The organism is Pseudomonas floridensis, from assembly GCF_002087235.1.
GTDB lineage: Bacteria > Pseudomonadota > Gammaproteobacteria > Pseudomonadales > Pseudomonadaceae > Aquipseudomonas > Aquipseudomonas floridensis.
The window spans coordinates 111,386-133,490 of the sequence record NZ_MUIO01000012.1 but is presented as its reverse complement, the minus strand read 5'-3'; the positions used below and the strand labels follow the sequence as shown (position 1 = coordinate 133,490).

Below are 22,105 nucleotides of genomic sequence, written 5' to 3'. Positions count from 1 at the left end.
TGCCAACGGCGACATCGGTTGAAGATTACGAAGCCTTGCTCCCGTGGAATGGCTCACCCGCATCGCTTAGCTGACCGCGCCAGCCATATTAAGATCGGTGGGGTTTATGGAGCGCTTACGTTATATTTGCACAGCTGTAGGGGTTTCAGGAGCAACGGAACTGAAAGCGGACTTAAGCCCAACACTGCCCGCCCCCCCTTGCACGAGGGTTTTCTCTAACACCCTCAAAGCGTCGCGACGGACAGTTATGGGGCGTGTCAGAGGCGACTTACCGCCCGCAAGTTATATCGCTTTCACGGCGCCGCATTCTTCGGTAATCCTGTCAACGGGTCCAACCCCTTGGCTTTGGCCATGTGTGCCATCAACGTCTCCGATGGAGTCTCCCGCGATGCGTTCTGCTCTTTCTTCCACAGAAAGGCCCCGTCCCATTCGGGCAAAGCTGCAGGAGGCAATGGCACAATTTGATTCAGGTCAGGCACTCGCGGGGCGAAGTTTTGCTCATGGATCAGGAAACTACGGATCTTCTCGTATCTTTCATAACGCGCGGCGTCACTCTTCATTCCTAGTGATAGCGGCCCGTTCGCTTGCTCGCCAAAAGCCTCCCGAAGTCTGAACGCAGCAGCAGTTTCCCCCATCATTGCAGCTTGCTGAAGTCCCGTAATCGCTTCTGGGTAGCGCCGGTCTTCGGCTTGTTTGATGGCAAGCTCATACATCGCACTACCGTGTCCTTGCTGGGCAGCACAGCGATAGAGTGGCAACGCGAATGCGATGTCCTTGGCATTCGCCCCGAATGCTTTGGCCATTGCGGTCGAATTGACGTCGAGATACTGGGCCAGTCGGTACTGCGCCTGGGCATTGCCCAGATCCGCCGCCTTGCGGTACAGGATGAATGCGTCAGTAAGATTCCATGCCTGGGCATACATGTTGGCCTGGAGCAGGTAACCGCGAGACGGATACTGCTGTAAGAGCAGCGTCGTCAGGCGCTCGGCCTCTTTCTCGCGATTGCGGCGAAGCTGAGTGATAACGCCATCGTAGCTGTCATCGATCAGCTTCCACTGAAAGGCCCTCAATGCCTCGGTTGCATCGGCGTTTCCATACGCGGACGCGATACGGTAATAGCGACTGATGCGATTGAATTCATCGATACTCCCCCTGTTGAAATCACCCTCGTGCAAATATTCAAGATGGCGAGCATAGAGGAATAAACGTTGTGCATCTGAATTCTGAGGCCCTACCGAAACACCCGCATCCTGCGTGCACACGAAGTCCGAGCGTATACCACTGGCCTCGATTGGCGACTCACGTGCAATGGACACATTGGACCAAGCCGCTAGCAGCGACGCGAACAGCCCAGCTAACATCACCTTCATAGACACATTCCTTTCCATGGTTTGATTTTTTGGTGAATCTGACTGGAGGGCTACAGAGTTGGGACAAATCGTTCCTTCACCATCTATGTCAAATGTCTCGCATGTGAAGGATATAGTCGAGCACTTACTACATAGGCATGCATTGGCTACGTCTGCAGGCGAGTTGAAGAAGGCGACTCCGAAACCACAGCCGAACGGTAAATGATCCGCAGATAGGGCTCGCCCACCATGATGCCTTTGACGTTGTGGCGGGCATAAAAACTGGGCTGCGACCGAGTTTGAGTTCAACCTGGCGAATCCCAAACTGCGCGACCTTGACTGTCGAGTTCTACAACCGCCGCAGCCAAGTATAAGCCCATGCATAAGATGACGACCGTTCCTGTCAGATCTACAGTCCCTCGCTGCGTCTCCAACTGACCGGAGAAGTTGGCAGACATCGTGAACGGTTCTTGATACGCGTCCATCGACCGGCTCCCGAATTTGGTCGAGGTCTCACCCTAGACTGTGGTGGCACACGTTCGGAATGACGTATCGCAAGACGCCAATCCCGTTGCCGAAAAAGGCACTCACGAGTTGTACAGGTAGAATTTCGCTATCTTGCTTGGGCAATGCATTATATTAAGTAATGTCACAAGGAGCTGGAATGAGTATAGATGGTCCTATACTGCATACGAGCTTGGCAAAATAGGTTACGTGACGGTGAACACCTACAACTCTATCGCAGATGAACAAGATCAGGCTTTTTAAGAATGGACAGAAATGATCTAAACTATAAAACAATTGATTATCTTGTGGAGAGAATCTACTTTTATGTTGGATTTAGCCGAAAAGCATTCGAGACTCTTAGCCTCGCTACTAAAGTCAGTTGGGATCTAGGGCTTGACGGTGACGACGCAAGTGACTTTATGCAAGATTTTTTCGAGCAGTTTGGCGTCGACCCCGGTGACTACGACCACTATCGTTACTTCAAACCAGAAGGGACTGACATTTTCGTATTCTTCAGATCTAAAGATCGGCGCGCCAAGACTGTAATGACATTGGGCATGCTATATAACGCCGCCCAAACCAAGGCATGGAACTGCGAAACTCTTGAAAAGATTAACTTTAGCATTTTACCAACTTACAACCGTACCGAAAAAATTCCTATTGAGGGTTTTAGCATACATACCAGATGATATTTATATTAGAAGATCGCTGAGCAGAAGCACAAATGACTGAGCTCGTTCAAAAGTGCTCCTCATGCTCGGTATAAATATTTAAACTTTGCGATTCCTGGACAGTGCGACCTTGACTGTCGAGTTCTGCACGCCCAATTAACTTCATCGCCCGTCATTGGTGGGGTTTATGGGTCGCATACAATGCTTCACTATCGAGCCATATTTCTAAGCGTACAACCTGGCTCTTCGCCGGATCTGTGCGCAGTGGTAAACGGGCGGCTGAAATCATGAGCCTGATCCAGTCGGCGCGCATGAACGTGCATGATCCGTATGCATATCTCAAGGATGTGCTGATGGGGTTGCCGACGCAGAAGGTCAGTTAGATCGAGCAGCTACTACCGCGTCAGTCGATAACTGGCTGATCTGCGCAAGGCGTATTCCCCGTACGCTTACAATGGTTGCGCCCGGTTGCAGGCATTCTTGAACCATCTGGGCTTTGAACGGTTTTGGATAAGAGCTTGGTTGGCGCATGAAAATCCTGGCGATAAGGGCGATCGCGTCCGCTTAAAATACGCGGACACCATCGCCCTTAATGCTGGAGTTCGGTAGGTGTGTTCACCGGGCGCTTACTCCTCATCGTGTTGCCCGACGCCTCACCGATCGCACATGTCTTACGACACGCTAGCCTCGGTCAGGACGCCCCAAGCAGATAGCTACTCCCGAATCTTCAGGAGACCTTCCTCATTGACTAAACGACCAGAGGCGACGGCCTGCTCGACCACCGCCGTCACACGCTCTCGTACCGAGGCCGAGATAGCTCGGATGCCCATGGCGCGCGCAACGCGTTCGATGACCTGATCGCGATTCGCGCCAAAATTACGCGCTACGACGATGACGATGGCCTCTGCAAGTTCTGCCTCCGGTAGGTACTCCGCCCGGCGGAGCGCCAGTGAAGATACCTGCGAACGATCGCGTGGAACAACAGGTGCGCTGGCGATGGCGAGCCAGGCACCGTCCCGAACCACGGAGTTCTGGCGGACAGCCACATCGATTGCCCTTTCGACGGCGTCCTGAATGCGACTTCCAGCTCGCTTGACGCCCCAGGCGTCACGGACACGGGACACGACCTCATCGGTATGCACGGGCCCCTCGATGCGCACAACATCAACCGCTATCTCGGTAAGAATGCCTGTCGGAGTCTCGTGGATTTCTTCCGAACGATGTGTTGGCCGCTGTGGGCTCGCTTCGACATACGGTTCGAAGGTGAAATCACCGTCTTCAGCCCTCACTTCCCGTTCGATGGCGGCCGCAGCGACAGCCTGCTCAGCTGAAAGGACTTCCTCGGCTACGCGCTCGTCGAACGCAGCACCCGCTGCATCGATCTGCCGGCAGACGAGGTCGAGCTGTTCTTGAGGACGCTGGAACCAATCGGTACTCCAGATGCGGTGGAGGTTCCAGCCATGATCAAGCAGAACCTGCTGGCGGAGGCGGTCACGATCCCGGGCGGACTGAGCGCTGTGGTATGACGCGCCATCGCATTCGATGCCCAGGAGGAAGCGACCTGGGCGCTCCGGATCAGTCACCGCAAGGTCGATGTAGAACCCGGCCAGGCCCACCTGACGCTGGACACTGTATCCCCGAGCCTCGAGCGCTGCTGCAACCTGCTCTTCGAAGATGGAATCGAAGTCCCGTCCCGTGACGGCCGCCGTGTCGAGCTTCCCCGTGCGGGCATAGCGGAGAAAGATGCGGAACGCCTCGATCCCTTTGCGGCTGGCGGAAAATGCGGGGTCGATGTCCTCATCGGTGATCGAGGAGAACACCTCGCATCGCTGCTTGGCACGGCTGATCAGCACGTTGAGCCGGCGCTCGCCGCCCTCGTTGTTGAGAGGCCCGAAACGCATGGGTACCTTGCCGCCCGGTACGGTCGGTCCATAGCCAACCGAGATGAAGATGACATCCCGCTCGTCACCCTGAACGTTTTCAAGGTTCTTGATGAAGAACGGCTCACTGTTGCGGCGGTTGAAGAAGGCCTCCACCTCCGCTGGCAAACCACGGCGCAGCACTTCAAGCTCGTCGAAGATGGCGCGGCTTTGCGATGCGGAGAACGATGCCACACCCAAGGACAGCTTCGGGTGCAGTCGGGCGTGCTGGACGATGGCCTCAGCGACTACCTTGGCCTCCGGCCCGTTGACGCTCTTGACCGGTGAACCGAAGACGCCATCCCGAACAGGGTGGAAGCGCAGGCCCCGCCCACCCTCCTGAGTCCAGGGGCTGGGCACGATGAACAGCTTGTTTTCATAGAACTGGCGGTTGCTAACCGCAATGAGCGACTGGTGGCGGCTACGGTAATGCCAGCGGAGCATGCGCATGGGCAGGCCGCGTGCGGTAAACAGGCCAAGGATGCTTTCAACATCGCCGACCTTCGTTGGCTCATCCTCGTCGATGTCTTCATCGCCACTGGTGAGCTTGGCAAAGAAACTGGTTGGCGGTAGCTGACGAGGGTCACCGACCACAACTACCTGCCTGGCGCGAGCCACCGCACCCAGGGCGTCGACCGGCTGGATCTGGCTCGCTTCGTCCATCACGAGCAGGTCGAACTCCAGTGCGCCCGGCGGCAGGAACTGCGCGACCGACAACGGGCTCATCATGAAGACCGGCTTCAGGGCGGTGAGTGCAGGGGCCGCGCGTTCGACCAGCTTTCGCAAGGCCATGTGACCCTTCTTCTTCTGAATTTCCCCCCGAAGCACCCCGAGTGGGCCAATCGAACCACTGTCCCTTCGAGGAACATTCTGGTGGTGAGCCTGAACGACTTCGCCTGCCGCCGCTGCGATGCGCTGGCGGTCAAGGTCGGCGAACTCGCGGACGATATGGCCGTGGGCGACGCCATCGAAGCGGCCCAGAGCCGGTTCAGCCTTTAGCACCCGACGGTATTGCCCTTCAAAATAAGCGAACTCGAACGCAGCGACCGCGCTCGTCGTCGATAGCCGTCCATCGGCAAGTCTGGCGACGACATCCGCGCAACCGTCGCGAATGGCTCGTGCAGCACGATCGCGATAGGCCAGCCACCGGTGCAGTTCTTCCTGTTCGGTAACCCAGCGTGATAGCCGTGCTGCCAGGGAATCCAAATGCACCTCATAGATCCGCGGCGCACCGACACTGGCTGACAGATCGAGTGCAAGCTCATCTGCAATGGAGTGGAGGGCCGTGGCGAGATGCGCGGCCTGCTCGTCAAGAGCCTTGGCGCGAGGAATGAGCGCCTCACGCTCGTTGACTCGACCGGCCAGCGCGCGGATGTCTCCATTGACTTTCAGCCAACCAGCGGCTGTCGAGAGGGCGTCCCAATCACTGTCAAGCCCTCGCCACGCGGAGCCGAACAGCGCGTGGCCGAGGCTATACCCATCTCGTACGCCCTGGCGCTCCTCGCGTCCCGCGTCCAGCCTTTCAAAAATGGCACAGGCTGATGCTGCGCTGGTGGGGGGCTGAATCAGGAAGCGGCTGGCCGTCGACCAGGCGTTCGTGTGGCGGACGGCGAGCTGCAACAACGACTCGAGGTCGAGTTGTTCAGGCGCGGTGGCGTCACCGAACACCTGCGTTGCCTGTGCAAGAAAATCGGTATGGACGCCGGACAGGTCGGGAGCGACCTGGGAGAGCAAAAGGCTTACGTGCTTCGAACGCTGGGCGACATCATCCTTCTCAGGACCGCGGGAAGCAATGAGGCGGGGTTCTGCCCCGAGCCCGCGCAGGGACCGCATCCATTCAACCAGAGCCACCAACGGCGCGGAGGCCGAGCGATCGCCTTGCCAGTCTTCAGCGAAGGCAGCCTTGCCGAAGCTGTCTTCATCGCGCAGCACGCGCCGCGCTTCCTGACCGCGGATCAGAGTATCGAGAGAAGCCAGGGTCACCGGGAGAGGTTGGGCGGGCTGAACCAGGACCGAGCGCATGAGCTTGTTGGCTGCACGCCAGTCGCCACTGAGGAAGCGGAACAGGCTCGTGCCCTTGGCCGCGAGCGCGGCGCGGGCGGGACCTACGTCGATATCCCAGGCGAGCTCGTGGAGCTGACCTGCCAGTGACGTACGAACCCCTTCGAGGTCGGCAGCGGTCTGGGCGATCTGCCCGGCCCGCTCTACGCCGCCGTCCCATAGCTCGGAAGCGAACGTTTCGGGGCTTGCCGGTGGCGCATTTGCAACCCGCTCGCCGATCTTGGCGAGGCGGGCAAATTCCCCAGCGGTCGGCGTGCATTCGCGGCCCAGTGCGTGAGCGAGACCGCGGCCCGCCTGCAATAACGCCGGGATGGCGTCGCGGACGGCGCAGAGGCGGCGAACAGCGTCCGCATCGAAGTCACCAGGGCATTCGGTGAGCGCCTGCTGCACTTCGTGAGTGTCCTCGTCCCACGCCTCGACATTGACTTCGCTCGACAGCGACTGGCGCAAGGCGGCATAGCGATGACCCAACGCCAGCAATGTATCGACCGCCGATACGTTCGACCAACCGTCATCTGCCATGGCGTCGGCATCAAGCACAGGCGCCACACTGATGCGCCGGGCGAGTGCGCTGACAGCGGCCAGTTCGTCGAGCCTGGACGGAGGCTGGGCTTCCAGCAAACTGGCAGTAGCATTCATGTACCGCCGGGCGTCCTCGAGCTGGCCGCGTAGCGTTTCGATACGGGCGACGAGACGCTCACGATCGGTGGGCAGCATCGCTTCGATGCCCACCCCGGTAAAGGCGTGGTCGTCGGGTCTGCCGATGATCTCGATCCGTGTGACCAAGTCATTCAGAAGCGCATGACGCCGTTCGAAACCATCCGCCCCCCAAGCTTCGATCCCCTCCAGAACGACATCATTGGGCATCACCCCCGCTTGCCGCAGGCGTGCGAGATGGCCCATGACCTGGAAAGAGGACAGACTGGATGCTGGGTCGACGGCATGCAGCCGAGCCACATGGCCGTTCAACTCGTCCCGCGCTTCGGTCAGGCGAGCAATCAGGCTTCCCGTGGGAGCTGGCTTCGGGGCTCCGAGATCCCAGGTGCGTCGCAGCTCATCGAGTACCGCGCGCTTATTGGCCTTGTTGCTATGGAGTTCCAGGCACGCATCGCCCACGCCCTTTTCGTCAAGGCGCCGTTTTACCACCTCCAGAGCAGCCATCTTCTCGGCCACGAACAGGACCGTTTTGCCGTCCTTGATAGCCGACGCAATGATATTGGCGATCGTCTGGCTCTTGCCGGTGCCAGGAGGGCCCTGGATGACCATGTCGCGACCGCGACGCACCTCATGGATGGCAATGGCTTGCGAACTGTCGCAATCGAGGATGTGGAGCATGTCCGCCGGCGAGATGACCGGATCGATGTTGGCGCTCTCGTCGAGCATTCCCTCTCCACCTGGGAAGCCGTCTGAGAGCAGGCCCTTAATGAGTGCACGATCGACGAGTGTGTTGCCCTTGGGCCACACGGCAGGGTCGAGGTCTCTGTACATCAGGAATTTGGCAAACGAAAAGAACCCGACGGTCATCTCATCCGGCAGCACTTCCCACTGGGGCTTGTCCGCCACCGCAGCCGCGACCTCTGCAAAATAGGCATCGATGTCGAAGCTGTCGCTGGCTTCGAAGGCGGGCATACGAAGCTTGTGGATGCGGTCCAGGTACGCTTCCAACGACAGGTTGGATGCGACATCTTCAGCGCGGGCCTTGAGTCGGAATTTCTCGCCCGCCGTTCCGCGGTTCAACTCGACCGGAATTAAGATCAGGGGCGCATGGCGAACGTTGGCCGCATTGTTCGGATCGATCCACTTGAGAGCGCCAAGGGAGGCAAAGAGGACGTTGACGCCCTGCTCTTCCTCGAGTGTCTTTGAGTTCAGGTAGAGCTCGAGCAGATGCTTTTGCAGACCCTTGCCCGTGAGGCGAGTCTGGAGTTTTGTGTCGCTGTGACGGGTGAGCACGCCCCTCTCGTCGACGCTGTCGTCGGGTTGGGCAAGCTGGTCGATTTCATCGGAGTCTTTGGCCGGTTTTGCATCGTCGGCTGCCGAATCATTATCGGACTCATCAGTTGCCGCCTTGCCGACCAGGAAGGTAAACGCTTTTCCTTCCCGAACGAGGAGGCGATAGACCTCGGATGTCTTCTCATCGACGACCGCAATCGCCGAGGTACGGCTCGATCGCGGCATATTAAGGAGTCGATTTCGCGCTGAGAGGTCAAGCAACTGTGTGCGCGCGTGCTCGAGCTTCTCGGCGTTGGGAAGCGCGCTCTGGAAAATCGACGCATCCATGGGCGAGTCGGGCGTCGCTGCTTCTATCTTACTGTCCATTGTCATGTCCCTAGCGGAACATCTCCGCCGAACGGGCCCTTCATTGGGCGATCAGTCTATTTTCGCATCTCTAGCGGACATGCGCCGACTGCCGATAAAAGCAGGAGCCACGTTTCGACCAGCAATCCCCTTCCAACACCGAAACTGCGTGCGACTGTTCTAGATAGCATCCATATTAATCCGCTGGAAGGCACTTCAAGTGCGGTGTTTTGATGTCGAGCAATCAATTTATGTAGAGGGCACGATAGGTATGTCCTTACCAATTTTGTACATTTCCTCTGTCACACCTTCCATAGGCTTCTGTGCTCTATCCTCGGTGTGCCCTTGCCGGCCTTTTCGCACAACCCGCCAAAACCAGGGACGCCTATGCGTGACTATGGTTCTCCTCATCCTCGCTGTGTCGTGACTCGGTGCTATCACCCCCAGGCAGAGCTTGATGACTTGATCGACCTAGCCCTCTTCGTCCTCAACTTATTTGGCCGGGTCATAGGCCGAAACTACCTTATTCGGATCCGCATGGGAACAACTACGTATCCAACCAGGTGTTGAGGTAGCCGATCTCTTTCAGTGCTGTTGAAATGGTTCCGCAGATGCCGTGGCCAGTCAGATTATACTCGCAATCCATTCGCTTCAAGCTGCGTTGAAGGTGTTCCCGTTGATGCTTTTTTTGAGTTCGCTGGGCTGCGCAAGCACGTGTATCTGGGCTGGGCGCATCGCTCGCAAGAGGTAGCGCACGGTCGGAAGCCGATTTTAGCCAGAGGGACAATCTGACATGGCCGGACGCTTACGCTCTACTAACATCGAAAGCTCAACGAATATCAATAGGTGAGTACGAGGCTGATACCCACTGGCTAACGCCATTCTCCGCGGAGCGAGGCCTACCGCTACGATGGCCTGCTGGTAACGGGCCTAGCTGGCCCTTGCCCATGCACCGGTAACCCGGCAACGCCAGGCGCATGAACTCATCCGGTTTGGTCATGTACTCGGCATAGCGCTCGAAGCCATTACGGGCTTCGACGTCGGTGTGATGGACAACCCCAAGGAAGCACTCCTTGTAAAACCGTTTGCGCGCGTTGCAGTTGTAGTGGGTAGACTTGCCCCTACCAGACCGGACACCAACTCCCCGTTAAATTGATGCTGCTGCCAAACGCCTAAATTCTCTCGGCGACCGATATTTTAAAGCGCTGTGCGGATGCTGCTCGTTGTAATGCTCGAAGGCAATCGTCAGATTGCGCAGCGCCGTTTCTCGATCCGGCTTAGGCATGTGCGCCACGTAATCACGCTTGATCGTCTTCACGAAGCTCTCTGCCATGCCGTTGCTTTGCGGGCTGCGCACTGGTGTGGTCACCGGCTGCAAGCCGATCTGGCGAGCAAACACACGCGTCTGCTCGGCGATATAAGCCGAGCCGTTGTCGCTCAGCCACTGCACCGGCGCGCTCGGTAGCTGATCGCCAAATCGCTTCTCCACACTTTCCAACATTAAGTCTCGGATGTCATCACCGCCGTAGCCCGTCGGGCTGGCGACCCAGCCGATGGCTTCGCGGTCGCAACAGTCCAGGGCAAAAGTCACGCTCAACTTCGCACCGTCGTCGCAGCGAAACTCGAAGCCGTCCGAGCACCAGCGGGTATCGCTGGTACTAACGGCAATTCGGCCTTCATGCCGACGCTGCACGCCAGGCTGCTTGATGCGTCGTTCCAGCAACAGATTGTGATCGCGCATGACGCGGTAAACCCGTTTCACATTGATCGGGGCCAGCGACTGAACTTCACGCTCGCGCCGCAGCAATCCCCAAACACGACGGTAGCCATAGCTCGGCAACTCGTTGACTTGCTGCTTAATCTCGGCGACCAACTCCGTATCGTTCACGAGCCGACGTCGCCGTACTTTGGGCGATACCGATTGCTTGATTCGAACTGTTAATTGCGAGCGCGACACACCGAGACATTCGCTGACCAGTTTCACTGGTCGTCCCCCGGCAACAAGGGTGAGTGCGCAATCCATTTTCGCGACCGGGCAATCTCCACGGCCTCTTTCAGGACTTCGGCTTCCATCGTCTTCTTGCCCAGCATCCGCTGCAATTCTCGGATCTGCTTGAGCGCATCGCTCAGTTCCGACGCCGGTACAACGGCCTCGCCCGCACTGACCGCCGATAGACTTCCGTCCTGGTACAGCTTGCGCCACAGGAACAGCTGGTTGGCGTTTATGCCGTTGCGCCGGGCCACCACGGACACGCTTTGCCCCGGTTCAAGGCTCTCGCGAACCATGGTCAGCTTCTGGTCGGTGCTCCAGCGGCGTCGGCGTTCCTGGCCGAGCAGCTCGCCACCCTTATCGTTGCTGTTAGTCATAAACATAACCGTTTGCCTATCCCTTATCTTAAGGGGGGAACGGTGTCCTGTCTTTCATGGGGCTCGTTCAAACAGTAAGTCCAACCACCCCACTCCGCATTCTTATACACTCACCCTGGCCTTATGCCCTCATCCCCATGGAGTCCAGGATGGCTTTCGAAAGTAACCTTTTCATCGGCTGGGACGTGGGTGGCTGGAACTGTGACTACAACCCTAAAAGCCGTGATGCGTTGGTCATCCTGGATTCTGAGCGACGGCTGCTTGGCAGACCGTGGCGAGGCAATCTGCGTTCGACCATCAATGAGTCGGCAACGACTGAGGATTTCGTTCGGCGTATGTTGGCACTGTGCCGAGTCGAATCGGTCGATCCTGCGCGTATCAAAACTACGCTCGCCATCGACACGCCGCTGGGGTTCTCCAAGCCGTTCATTGACCTCATCACTACCGGCAGCACCGAGCCGAGCATAGGCACGTCGTCCAAAAATCCTTACTTGCACCGTCAGACTGAACACTTCCTGTTCCTCAATGGCCTGTCACCGCTATCGCCCGTCAAGGACATGATCGGCAGTCAGGCGACCAAGGGCATGCATGTGCTGGGGCGATTTGCTCCGGAGCGGGAGCGTTGCGGGGTATGGACTGATGGTCGGATGCTGCAGGCCATTGAGGCTTACCCTTCCGCCTGCAAACGGTCTGATTCCATTGAACGGCTGAGGTCTTCGTTTTATCAGGACACGTTGCGGGACGGCCAGACCATCAGGCAATTCGTGTCCAGGCTTGAGCATGTCGATCTGCAAGACGCCCTGACGTGCGCGTTGCTGGGATGGATGTTCGTTTATCAGCCGGAGCAACTGGCGCATCCGATGCCCGAGGTCAGTCCGATCGAGGGTTGGATATTCGTTCCGCTGGATGGCTTGAAGCGCTCGCCGGCCGATGAGACGGCAGACGTTGAGTCATAACGAAGGCAGGCATCGGATGTGGGAGTAATGGTACGGAAATGCCAAGATAATCGAGAAACCGATACACACCAGAGGCCTGCTGCGCTTGCCCAAAAACTGAAGGTCGGTATCGTTCACGCATCCCCCACTCGCTACCCGGACCCTTCATGCAAGCAACAAGCCTGACCCTTTCTCTGCTTATCACTCTCCTCGCCACACTCCAAGCCAACGCCTCGGACAAATCCTGCGCCGAGGCCATCGGTCAAAAGCGCGCTGAGTCTCTGGTCAAACAATGCATCAACGTCTCTCCTGCAACCCACCCGCCGTGCAACGTGGCCAACAGTTGCGCGATGATCAACAGCGAAGTCGAGCGCAGTTGTGGTTTGCTGGGCGATGATCCGAACGCGCCAGCCTATTGCCACTTCAACCTGACCAAACCGGAAACCTTGCAGGGCGCGTTAATTGCTGGCGGTGGCATCGATGACTACACCATCACGGTGCTCGTCAATGACGGTCGACGGTTCACGGCTTATTGCGATGGGCAATGCGGCGAATGGTTTGTTGCAGAAGATGAAAGTGAAGCGACCTTGATGCCGAGCATGGTTGGCAAGACTGTGAAGGTCACTGTTGCCAGCGAGCTCAACAACGACCGCATCGCCGGGCCTGCTGCCGAGGACTCGTTGATCTTCGTGAAGAAGGTTGCGTTTGTGAAGTAGTCACCGTAGCGCGGCGGCAGATGGAATCTGTGATGGCCAGCAGAGGCGTGGCTCGTTAGCCTTGGGAAAATCAAAGCAGGACGCTAATGTGAAAATCCTTTGCACCCTTATGTTCTCTACCAGCCTGGCAGGCTGTGGAACCATCAATACGACCTTAGCAGCGACTCCGCGGCAGCCAATAAATTGGGTTGCTGGAAATCGGAGCGTGGATCCTTTACAGCCAGTCGGTTCAGTGACTGATCGAGAATCAGCCTGCTGACGTATGGAGGCAGTAATCTCTCGGCTGAACGACGAAGCTGGCTGTACCATGCCAGATCAATACGAAGGCTTCCCGCTCTGTTGCGGGGAATGTGGTGAAAAGCAGATGTATCGCTCGCCTAGCCAGCAGCCCCTAAGAGACAACACCCGATGCCCCAAGAAAAACTCGACCTCCTGCGACTCCAGAAGCCCATCCGCGACCAGATGAACGATCTGCTCCGCGCCCTGAACGCCACCAGCACCCGCAAGGACCTGGAAGCCGAACGCGCTATCCAGATCGAGCTCATCCAAAGCCTCGAAAGCACCCGAAAACTGCGCTCGTCGGACGCTGAGGCGCTGTTCATCATTTTCGATGACGCGGTAGAGGCCAAGCTGGAAGAGCTGCCCAAGGACTGATCCCGCGTCACGCTCCCTGCACGTAAAAATCCAGGTAGTTCATGGGCGGCTCGGATCAGGTGGTCAGGTGTATTTCATCACATTTGGGGACATGTTCGGAGAATCCCTATGGGGTCGCCAACGTACCGGAACACGGATGTATTGGTACGGATTCACCCGCTCAACATTCGCTCAGGGAGAAATGAATGTTTTTGAGAGGCATCGTACCGTCATGGTTTGACATAGAAAACCGCATCACTCATGCGATGGGCTATCAGGGAGGCGCAACTTATCGCACATATTCGAAAGAACGAGTCGACTCCATTGGGCTCAAGATTCGCCGCGTCAGTAGCGTCAGGACTGCCTTCATCCATGCTGAATGGGAAGCAGGCCGCTTATTGAGGCAACGCTACGCAGACCTCGACATTTCCAGCGTGCTGAACGATCTGATGGACGCCGTGAGTCAAATGGCAATGATCGTCGCAGGTAGCGTTTTGACGGGCGCAACCCTTGGCGCAGGTTTCGGAGCTTTCTTCGGCGGCGTAGGCGCGGTTCCATCAGGTGTTGCAGGCGCAGCAATGGGATTGCAGGTCAGCACCTGGATACTCGGCGTGCTCGGTCTGGAGTCCATCGCCGAGTTCTTCGTCGACGGCTTACCGAAGATTGCTGATCACTACGTGAGAGGCATCAAAGCCGCATGGAACGGACCCCGTGGCGAACCCGGCCAGAGTCCGTTCATTCAGGATGATCCTTACGCTCAACGGAGCGCGACTCATCACATCGCCCAGGGACATGTTGAAGTCGTCACCCTGCTTTTGGGTGCCATCGTCGCCTACCTCACGCGAGGCAGAGGGAACGCGACAGTCCTCGCGCAGGAAATGCAAGCCAGTCCAAGGGCGCGCGTTTGGGTCAGTGGATGCTTGAGCATGAAGATGCCCTGAGAAAAAGACCTGAATTTCAAGGGCAGAACTCCGGCAAAGGTACGTTCGGGGATCAGAAGCCCCAATCACCTTCCATCGAGTCCCTTTCGGATAAACGCCTTGATGCCAAAAGGGCTGAAAAGGTGATACCCAAACCCACAAGCCCAACTTATAAAGAACTCCAAGGGTTGAACAAGGATTTCCAGGCACACCATATCCTGCCTCAATACTTGGGCAAAATGCTGGGTTATACAAAGAACGATATGCTGGAGCATCCAGCGACCTTAATCACACAATACAGCCATACTGGCAAAATCAACCCAGAGGCGATGCACAAGGCAATAAGTAAATATTTACCGCCTCTGGCTAGCGGAAAAATGGCACGCTATACTCCTGAGCAAATAAATCTTGGACTGCGCAAAGCCTACGAAGATATCGGAAGGCCTGAGCTATATGAATCAATAAGACATCTGATCAGGTAGGTATTCAAACATGCGTGAAAAACAAGTTTACGACCTGACACCTGGTGATCTGGCCTACAGCGATACATGGGTTTTTCCTATGGACGACTCAGTAGAAGACGAGCTTACTGTACGTCCTCTTTCTGAAACCGAGTCAAGCACTGATTCTCAAATTATCGTCCGCACCCATTTTACAGGCCGGGATGGAAGCCATTACTTGGGCTATTTGTACTGGGACGGCGAAGAAAGCGTAGAGTACTTGAAGCCAGTGATTCTTCTTGATGACAGCACAGCGGTGTCATTCTGGAACGGCATCATGAAACCTTCTTGGGATGAGTATCCAGAACAGGCGAAGGCATTGAGAGACGCGCTGCCGCTCACCTACACATCACAAGCTTTGTCTAATTTGCCAGCAATAACAGGTACGCTGACTGGGCTTGCTTATCTGGACGATGGAAAAATTGCCTGGATAAAATAAACGCAACTGTTACTCAGGAAAATATTTATTCCACTAGGGCATCGCATGTACCCAACATGCGGTGCCTAATCCTTACACTGCATAAAACCAACTACCGTGCTGTCCAAGTTAGCACCGCCGGCTGTTCAATCACCCGCTCAACATTTAAAACACCGTTATCTACGAATTGCATCCTCACGCTCACGCGCTACACTGGGGGGTGGTATTAAAATTTCTGGAGATCACCATGTTTGTCGATATAACGACCCTGCACGCCCGGCTGGTCAGTAAAATCGCGGCATTCAATCAGATGTGGCCTCAGTGGGTGGTGCATGGGCAGGTGTGGCAGTTGCCGGTGCTGGCGCAGCAGAAGGCGCTGGATTTGATCGAGGTGCAGCCGCTGGAGGGGCAGGCGGCAATCGAGGCGACGGTGCGGGCGATGGCGTTGTTCGAGCGGCTGCCCGGTCAGGCGCCGGGGACGGTGATGCGGTTGCCGGGTTATTTCGCGTTGAGTCGTAGCGCGTTGCCTTGGGTGAAGGAGATCAATCAGCTCAAGGACGATTTGATGGCGGCGATCGAGCAGACGCGGATCGAGCTCAATCTGGCGACCACGGCGCGCTCGAAGATTCTTCGGCAGGCATTGGGCGGGCAGTTCAGCATGAAGCAGTTGGCGCGGCATACGCAGGTATTCGATATCTGCCCGCGGCTGATCGTGTTCACCTGGGCCGGGCACACCACCGGTGGCGAGCGTGTGCCTGTGGGCAAGGTTCGGGAGTTGTTGGGCAAGGCCGCCGAGCAGCAGGCTTCGAAGGACCGTGTTGCGCTCGAGCAGACGTCGGCGGGTGCGGAGTTGCGGCGTATCGTCAATCTGTCGGATCAGGCCAGTCTGATCAAGTACAAGAAGGTGGCGCCGCACCCCAGGGCGATGGTGTATTTTTCGGCCAGTTCTCGTTACGACGCGATGATTCACAGCAATCTGCCGATGTTCGTGCTGGCGGGCGAAGAGCCGATCAACGTACATGAGTTGCGCAATTTCGACCGCAACACGCGTCAGGCGGAACGGCCCGACAAAAAGCCGCGCATCGAGGTGATTCCGCGTATGAACCTGTACCTGAACCCGGACGATCTGGTGGGCCAACGCAAGTCCGCGGTGATCACCAGCAAGCCGAGCGAAGTAGCCTCAACCTATTCGGATCGGGCCCGATCCCGAACGGCTGAGGAATCAAAAAAGTGAATGCCTGACTGAACGGGCCTGTCCGTTCAGTCATTGGTCCACGGCGCACTGGAATAGCGTGAGTTACCTGAATATGTGCGCGCTGATATGTTGGATCCTATAACCGAAATTCTTTGCGCTGATATACATGATCAGCGCCTTGCGTTTATTTGAGGTCTAAAAAGTCAGACGTTTGAATGTCGACAGCGATCACTCAAACCTTGGCGGTTGAAAGTATTTCGCCGATATGTGTATTCCGAATAAAATATAAATTCGTACAAAACGGTACAACGCGCAAACGGTTAATTGTCACCCCTTCAACCCCGTAAAAAACAGTCATCAGCCATAACAAAAAAGGGCCGTCACATGGACGGCCCTCGTTGCAATGGTTACTGACCTGAATCAAATCTTGAAGCTGGCCACCAGCTGTTTCAAGCGACCGGCCTGTTGTGAAAGCGCCGCGCAATCTTTCAATGTTTCATTGAGGTTGGCGACGCCCTGCTGATTGAGCGTGTTGATCTGGTTGATGTCCACGTTGAGTGTTTCCACCACGGCGGTCTGCTCTTCGGTCGCGGCGGCGACTGACTGGTTCATGCCGTCGATCTCGCCAATACGGCGAGTGACATCGCGCAGTCGGCTGCCGGCCTGGTTGGCCACTTCAACGCTGCCCTGGCTGGACGCCTGGCTTTCGTTCATGTTAAGCACCGCGTCCTGAGAGCCGGTCTGCAGCTCGCCGATCATCTTGTGAATCTCGTCGGCAGACACCTGCGTGCGATGGGCAAGGTTGCGCACTTCGTCTGCCACTACCGCAAAACCGCGACCGGCTTCACCGGCGCGTGCCGCTTCGATGGCCGCGTTGAGCGCCAGCAGGTTGGTCTGTTGCGAGATGCCTTTGATCACGTCGAGGATGTGGCCGATGTTGTCGGTGCTGGCGTTGAGCTGCTCGATCTGGGCGCAGGAACTGCTGATCTTGGTCGACAGTTCGCTCATGGACTGGATGGTCTTCTCTACCACCACCTGCCCGCCTTCGGCCTGGGTGCGTGCTTCGCTGGCCTGAATGGACGCGTCGGACGCGTTGCGGGCGATTTCCTGGGTCGCGGCGCCCAGTTCGTTGATGGCCGCCGCGACGCTGTTGGTGCGGGCGCTTTGTTCGTCGAAGCCGACGATCGAAGAGTTGGACGACTGCACCACGCGCTGTGACAGGTCATGCACCTGCAGCGTGGCGGATGACACTTCGACGATGGAGGCGTGAACCCGCTCGACGAACTGGTTGAACGAGCTGCCCAGATCGGCGAACTCGTCACGGCCCTGAATGCTCAGGCGGCGGGTCAGATCACCCTCCCCTTGCGCGATGTCCTGCATGGCGCGGCCCATGTCAGTCAACGGCCGCATTAGCGCCCGGATCAGCAGGCTCAGCAACAAGGCGATCACGATCACCGCGATGAATCCGGCGACGATGGCAGAGCTGCGGAACTGGCTCAGCGGCGCGTAAGCTTTGTCCTTGTCGATCGACAGACCGATGTACCAGTCAGCCGATGGCAGGCCGGTGATCGGGGTGAACGACAGGATGCGTTGCTGGCCATTCAGGGTGACTTCACGCATACGCGCATCCAGACTCAGGGTCTGGCCGGGATAGATATCCTTCAGGTTCTTCATGACCTGATCCTTGTCGGGGCTGACGATCACTTGGCCATCGCCGCTGACCAGAAACGCGTAGCCGATACCGCCGAACTCCACCGAGTTGATGATCTTCACCAGTGTATCGAGGCTCAGGTCACCGCCCGCGACACCCGCCACCTGGCCATTGACCTTGATCGGGCTGGCGATCGTTACTACCAGACCACCGACCGAGGCCAGGTAAGGCGCGCTCAGGATGGTCTTGCCGGCGTCGACGGTCGATTTGTACCAAGGGCGCTGGCGCGGATCGTAACCGGCGGGCATCTCGGCGTCGGGACGCTGAGTGAAGGTGCCCTTGCTGTCGCCCACGTAGGTGAACTGGAACGTCGAGACCAGCGAGGACTGGGACACCAGACCGCTCAGGTCGGAGTTCACGCCCTGAAAGGCCACGTCCTGTGCCAGGTTTTCCAGAACCAGAATGCGGCCGCTCAACCAGTTCTGCACACTGCTGGCCGTCAACTGGCCGGCCTGCCCCACTGAAGATTGAAGGTTCTGATTGATGGTCGTGCGTTGCAGGTAATCGTTGTACAACGTGAACAGGGCGAACGCCAGGACGACGACGCCCGATGCAGCCAGCAGAATTTTATGACGAAACTTCAAAGTCATTACAAAGCATCTCTATTAGGTTGCGGGCAGGTCCAGGGATTGTTAATTGGTTATTCAAGAAAAGTTGAGACTTTACGAACGCGCAGTGTTCATTTATGAACATGAAGTCCGTGGCGTGTGTGCAGGCGGGATTCTGGCGACTGTTTAATGACAGTACCGCACTGTTTCAATGTTTCTCGGTACGCCCTTTATAACCGTGGCCTGCGCTGAATGAAAGCCTGTGAAAGGGGGACAGGCTTTTTTTAATTTTATTGGCTTTTACCGTTTCAGCTTGGCGAGACGCGGCCGATAGTGTTCGTAACCAATGCCTGGGCGGTGATGATCAAAGACGCCTCCCGCAGCCTGATCTTTTTGAATGATGTACCTGGAGTAACTCATGAACAGCTGGTTCGCAAACATCAGCGTGAATATGAAGCTGGCCCTCGGATTCGGGCTAGTACTTGTTTTTACTGCCATTCTTGCGCTCACCGGATGGAGCAGCCTGAGTGGGCTGATCGACCGAAGCAACTGGATGAGCGACATTACCTCGCTCAATGCACAGCTGACCAAGTTACGGGTAACACGCCTGCAATACATGGTCGCCGACGGCGATGAAAAGGTCGCCGAAACCGTCCAGGTTTCGCTGGACGGTTTCAAGGCGTATCAGGAGAAGCTGCTGACCTCGTTCAAGAGCCCCGAGAACGTGAAAATGCTGCAGCAGCTGGGCGCGGTGATCGCCGACTACCAGAAATCCCTGAACAACATGCGCAGTGGCTACAAGTCCAGCGTCGCGTTGCGCAAGGAACTGACTGTCAATGCCACCAAAGCCACCGAGATGCTTGACCGGATTCTGGCGGACGTGAAGAAACTGGACGGCATGGATGAAAACCGTTTCGCACAATACGAACTCATCGTAGACGCCAAAGAAGACCTGATGCAGGCACGTTACGAGGTGCGTGGTTACCTCACGGAAATCAACCCTGAAAATGAACAGTCAGCGGCTGGCAAGCTGAACGAAGCCATCCAGGATGTGGATCAGCTCAAGACCACGTTCAGCGCCACTCAGGCCGACGCGCTCAGCCAGCTGGAAACGTCCATGCTGGCTTATCGCACCACCCTGCAGAACTTCAAGACGGCGAGCGGCGACATTGCCCAGGCGCGCAAGGAAATGACCGCGCAAGGCCAGGACATCGTCAAGCTCAGTGAAGCCATGTACCAGTTGCAACTGGATCGTCGTGATCTGGAAAGCGCACAGGCCCGCAAGATGCAGATCGGCTGCACCCTGCTGGCGATGATCCTGGGCATCATTGCCGCAGTAATCATCACCCGCCAGATTACCCGTCCGCTGCAGGAAACCATGGCGGTGGTCGACCGGATCGCCTCGGGCGACCTGTCGCAGACCATGGTGGTGACCCGTCGCGACGAACTGGGCGTGCTGCAACAGGGCATCCAGCGCATGGGCACGACCTTGCGCGAGCTGATTGGCGGTATCCGCGACAGCGTGGTGCAGATTGCCAGCGCCGCCGAAGAACTGTCGGCCGTCACTGAGCAGACCAGCGCCGGCGTCAACAGCCAGAAAGTCGAAACCGACCAGGTGGCCACCGCGATGCACGAAATGTCGGCCACCGTGGCTGAAGTGGCGCGCAACGCCGAGCAAGCTTCCGAGGCCGCCTCGACCGCTGACAAGGAAGCCCGCGCCGGTGATCAGGTGGTGGGCGAGGCGATCGTGCAGATCGAGCGCCTGGCCGCTGAAGTGGTGCGCTCTTCCGATGCCATGAGCGTGCTCGAGCAGGAAAGCGACAAGATCGGCAAGGTGATGGACGTGATCAAGGCCGTGGCCGAACAGACCAACCTGCTGGCGCTCAACGCGGCCATCGAGGCGGCGCGCGCCGGTGAAGCCGGACGTGGTTTTGCGGTGGTGGCGGACGAAGTACGTGGCCTGGCGCAACGTACCCAGCAGTCCACCGAAGAGATCGAAAACCTGGTCGCGGCCTTGCAGAACGGTACGCGTCAGGTGTCGAGCATCATGCTCAGCAGCCGTGAGTTGACCGTCAGCAGCGTACAACTGAGCCGCAAGGCCGGCACATCGCTGAACAGCATCACCCAGACGGTCTCCAACATTCAGGCAATGAACCAGCAGATCGCAGCGGCCGCCGAAGAGCAAAGCGCCGTGGCCGAAGAGATCAGCCGCAGCATCGTCAACGTGCGCGATGTGTCGGAACAGACGGCATCTGCCAGCGAAGAAACCGCCGCCTCCAGCGTCGAACTTGCCCGCCTGGGTGGACAGTTGCAGACCATGGTCAGCCACTTCAAGATCTGACGATTAGTGCACCTGGATCGAGCCCGGGGAAACCGGGCTTGATGTTCATGGCAAGCCAGCCGTTTATCGTTCAAACGCTCTACTTCGCTATTCCGCTGTCTCTTCCCGTTTCGCTTTAATGCGACAGTCGCTCGACATATTCCACCACTGCAATATGGTCGGCTTTTCGTTTGCCTGCCTCGATAAATGCCTGAAACGCATCACCCTCCATTAATTGATCTATGTCCTGACGGATCCTCTTCTGAGTTGAATAAGGAATGCCCGGGCCGGCGTGGTGCATCTCATAAGCGTTTTCCAGAACGTCCACCAGACGGGATCTGAACTTCTCCAGTCCGCGCCCGCTCGCCACGCGTTTGTAGGTGGACAGAAAAAAGGTCTCGCCCCTTCCCGGCCCTTGCCGGGTGACATACGCCACGGCGCACAGTCCGACGCCGCTGCGCTTGCGCCAATGCACTGCAGCCTGCTCATTGAGCTGAAGCACATCATCGCGCCGCCAGGCATGGCCGCTGTGGATCAAGTGAATGATGGCCGCATTCAGTGCACGCCGCGTGCCCGCGAAGCGCAGGTCCGGGAAACGGCCGTAGACCTGAACCTGTTTGTTTTTCAGGACACGCACGATCCAGACACGACCGCGGGCCTCGCGCGTGATACCGCGCGGGACGCTATAGGTGACATCATCGACAATCTTGTCGTAACACCTCAGACCTGAAATATCGATTTCAGACGGTGTATTCATGAGTAGATTCGACTTGAAAATTAAAAGGTCCCACGCATGAAGGTGATGCAGATAAAACGGCAACGTCATCCGTGCGCTGTCATATAAGTGGACACTGTTTCAATGTTGACTCTGTTAACCGGGCATCGACTCCCTGAAACTTTTTCGATTCTGGAACTTCATCTTTATCTGTACTTAACTGTAGCCCATCAGCCGTTCCCGATAAGACCATCTGAACAGTCAGGCTACTGTCATGATGGCGAATACGATGACACCAGGTGCGTTAAACATTGCAGTGGTCATT

12 protein-coding genes and 4 pseudogenes are annotated in these 22,105 nt (G+C 57.2%); 10 read left to right on the top strand and 6 right to left on the bottom strand.

Features of this window, described 5'->3' with window-relative positions; genetic code table 11:
• Nucleotides 1–293 precede the first annotated feature (293 nt).
• On the bottom strand, nt 294–1,370 hold the full coding sequence (locus BZK31_RS04420; RefSeq protein ID WP_083181532.1) for an SEL1-like repeat protein: 1,077 nt from the start codon (nt 1,368–1,370) through the stop codon (nt 294–296).
• Nucleotides 1,371–2,119: 749 nt separating this feature from the next.
• Between BZK31_RS04420 and BZK31_RS04415 the strand changes: the two genes are divergently transcribed.
• Both BZK31_RS04415 and BZK31_RS04410 read left to right on the top strand, forming a co-directional pair.
• Complete coding sequence (locus BZK31_RS04415; protein ID WP_083181530.1) at nt 2,120–2,545, top strand: DUF1493 family protein; 426 nt, start codon at nt 2,120–2,122, stop codon at nt 2,543–2,545.
• Between the two features lie 212 nt (nt 2,546–2,757).
• Nucleotides 2,758–2,910, top strand: a pseudogene (locus BZK31_RS04410) (transposase domain-containing protein); the annotation flags it as partial.
• Between the two features lie 330 nt (nt 2,911–3,240).
• Here BZK31_RS04410 and BZK31_RS04405 read toward each other — a convergent pair.
• Nucleotides 3,241–8,823: a DUF3320 domain-containing protein gene (locus BZK31_RS04405; protein WP_083181529.1), complete on the bottom strand. Its 5,583-nt coding sequence runs from the start codon at nt 8,821–8,823 to the stop codon at nt 3,241–3,243.
• A 1,126-nt stretch (nt 8,824–9,949) separates the two neighbouring features.
• A protein-coding gene (locus BZK31_RS04400; protein ID WP_208617175.1) for an IS3 family transposase occupies nt 9,950–11,169 on the bottom strand; the annotation gives its coding sequence in 2 pieces (ribosomal slippage) (nt 9,950–10,824 and nt 10,824–11,169; 1,221 coding nt in all).
• A gap of 149 nt (nt 11,170–11,318) precedes the next feature.
• Between BZK31_RS04400 and BZK31_RS04395 the strand changes: the two genes are divergently transcribed.
• From BZK31_RS04395 to BZK31_RS04370, 6 genes and pseudogenes are all read left to right on the top strand, one after another.
• The gene (locus BZK31_RS04395) at nt 11,319–12,125 is read left to right on the top strand and encodes a hypothetical protein (RefSeq protein ID WP_083181527.1); all 807 of its coding nucleotides are present in this window, start codon (nt 11,319–11,321) and stop codon (nt 12,123–12,125) included.
• A gap of 146 nt (nt 12,126–12,271) precedes the next feature.
• On the top strand, nt 12,272–12,820 hold the full coding sequence (locus tag BZK31_RS04390) for a hypothetical protein (RefSeq protein ID WP_083181526.1): 549 nt from the start codon (nt 12,272–12,274) through the stop codon (nt 12,818–12,820).
• Nucleotides 12,821–13,228: 408 nt separating this feature from the next.
• Nucleotides 13,229–13,474: a hypothetical protein gene (locus BZK31_RS04385; RefSeq protein ID WP_083181524.1), complete on the top strand. Its 246-nt coding sequence runs from the start codon at nt 13,229–13,231 to the stop codon at nt 13,472–13,474.
• Nucleotides 13,475–13,659: 185 nt separating this feature from the next.
• Nucleotides 13,660–14,489, top strand: a pseudogene (locus tag BZK31_RS04380) (DUF6861 domain-containing protein); the annotation flags it as partial.
• Nucleotides 14,490–14,865: 376 nt separating this feature from the next.
• Nucleotides 14,866–15,312, top strand: a complete 447-nt coding sequence (locus BZK31_RS04375; protein ID WP_083181523.1) for a hypothetical protein — start codon at nt 14,866–14,868, stop codon at nt 15,310–15,312.
• Between the two features lie 226 nt (nt 15,313–15,538).
• Entirely contained in the window at nt 15,539–16,525 is a 987-nt protein-coding gene (locus BZK31_RS04370; protein ID WP_083181521.1) for a DNA replication terminus site-binding protein, read from the top strand.
• A gap of 381 nt (nt 16,526–16,906) precedes the next feature.
• Here the strand turns inward: BZK31_RS04370 and BZK31_RS30500 are convergent, their stop codons facing one another.
• Nucleotides 16,907–17,692 carry a methyl-accepting chemotaxis protein gene (locus BZK31_RS30500; protein ID WP_415639665.1) on the bottom strand — a complete coding sequence of 262 codons (786 nt, stop codon included), beginning with the start codon at nt 17,690–17,692 and terminating at the stop codon, nt 16,907–16,909.
• A gap of 120 nt (nt 17,693–17,812) precedes the next feature.
• A pseudogene (locus BZK31_RS30495) lies at nt 17,813–18,787 on the bottom strand (cache domain-containing protein); the annotation flags it as partial.
• Nucleotides 18,788–19,298: 511 nt separating this feature from the next.
• On the opposite strand from BZK31_RS30495, the pseudogene BZK31_RS30490 reads away from it, so the two are divergent.
• Both BZK31_RS30490 and BZK31_RS30485 read left to right on the top strand, forming a co-directional pair.
• A pseudogene (locus BZK31_RS30490) lies at nt 19,299–20,183 on the top strand (methyl-accepting chemotaxis protein); the annotation flags it as partial.
• Entirely contained in the window at nt 20,169–21,086 is a 918-nt protein-coding gene (locus tag BZK31_RS30485; RefSeq protein WP_415639664.1) for a methyl-accepting chemotaxis protein, read from the top strand. The pseudogene BZK31_RS30490 and the gene BZK31_RS30485, both read left to right, overlap by 15 nt.
• Nucleotides 21,087–21,201: 115 nt before the next feature.
• On the opposite strand, the gene BZK31_RS04355 is transcribed toward BZK31_RS30485, so the two are convergent.
• Nucleotides 21,202–21,891 (bottom strand): hypothetical protein, encoded by a 690-nt coding sequence (locus BZK31_RS04355; protein ID WP_244182628.1) that lies wholly within the window; start codon nt 21,889–21,891, stop codon nt 21,202–21,204.
• Nucleotides 21,892–22,105: the final 214 nt, after the last annotated feature.

Coding starts and splice junctions, on each gene's coding strand:
- BZK31_RS04420 (WP_083181532.1), bottom strand. CDS start 1,370: ATGAAGGTGATGTTAGCTGGGCTGTTCGCGTCGCTGCTAGCGGCTTGG.
- BZK31_RS04415 (WP_083181530.1), top strand. CDS start 2,120: ATGGACAGAAATGATCTAAACTATAAAACAATTGATTATCTTGTGGAG.
- BZK31_RS04405 (WP_083181529.1), bottom strand. CDS start 8,823: ATGGACAGTAAGATAGAAGCAGCGACGCCCGACTCGCCCATGGATGCG.
- BZK31_RS04395 (WP_083181527.1), top strand. CDS start 11,319: ATGGCTTTCGAAAGTAACCTTTTCATCGGCTGGGACGTGGGTGGCTGG.
- BZK31_RS04390 (WP_083181526.1), top strand. CDS start 12,272: ATGCAAGCAACAAGCCTGACCCTTTCTCTGCTTATCACTCTCCTCGCC.
- BZK31_RS04385 (WP_083181524.1), top strand. CDS start 13,229: ATGCCCCAAGAAAAACTCGACCTCCTGCGACTCCAGAAGCCCATCCGC.
- BZK31_RS04375 (WP_083181523.1), top strand. CDS start 14,866: ATGCGTGAAAAACAAGTTTACGACCTGACACCTGGTGATCTGGCCTAC.
- BZK31_RS04370 (WP_083181521.1), top strand. CDS start 15,539: ATGTTTGTCGATATAACGACCCTGCACGCCCGGCTGGTCAGTAAAATC.
- BZK31_RS30485 (WP_415639664.1), top strand. CDS start 20,169: ATGGTGGTGACCCGTCGCGACGAACTGGGCGTGCTGCAACAGGGCATC.
- BZK31_RS04355 (WP_244182628.1), bottom strand. CDS start 21,891: ATGACGTTGCCGTTTTATCTGCATCACCTTCATGCGTGGGACCTTTTA.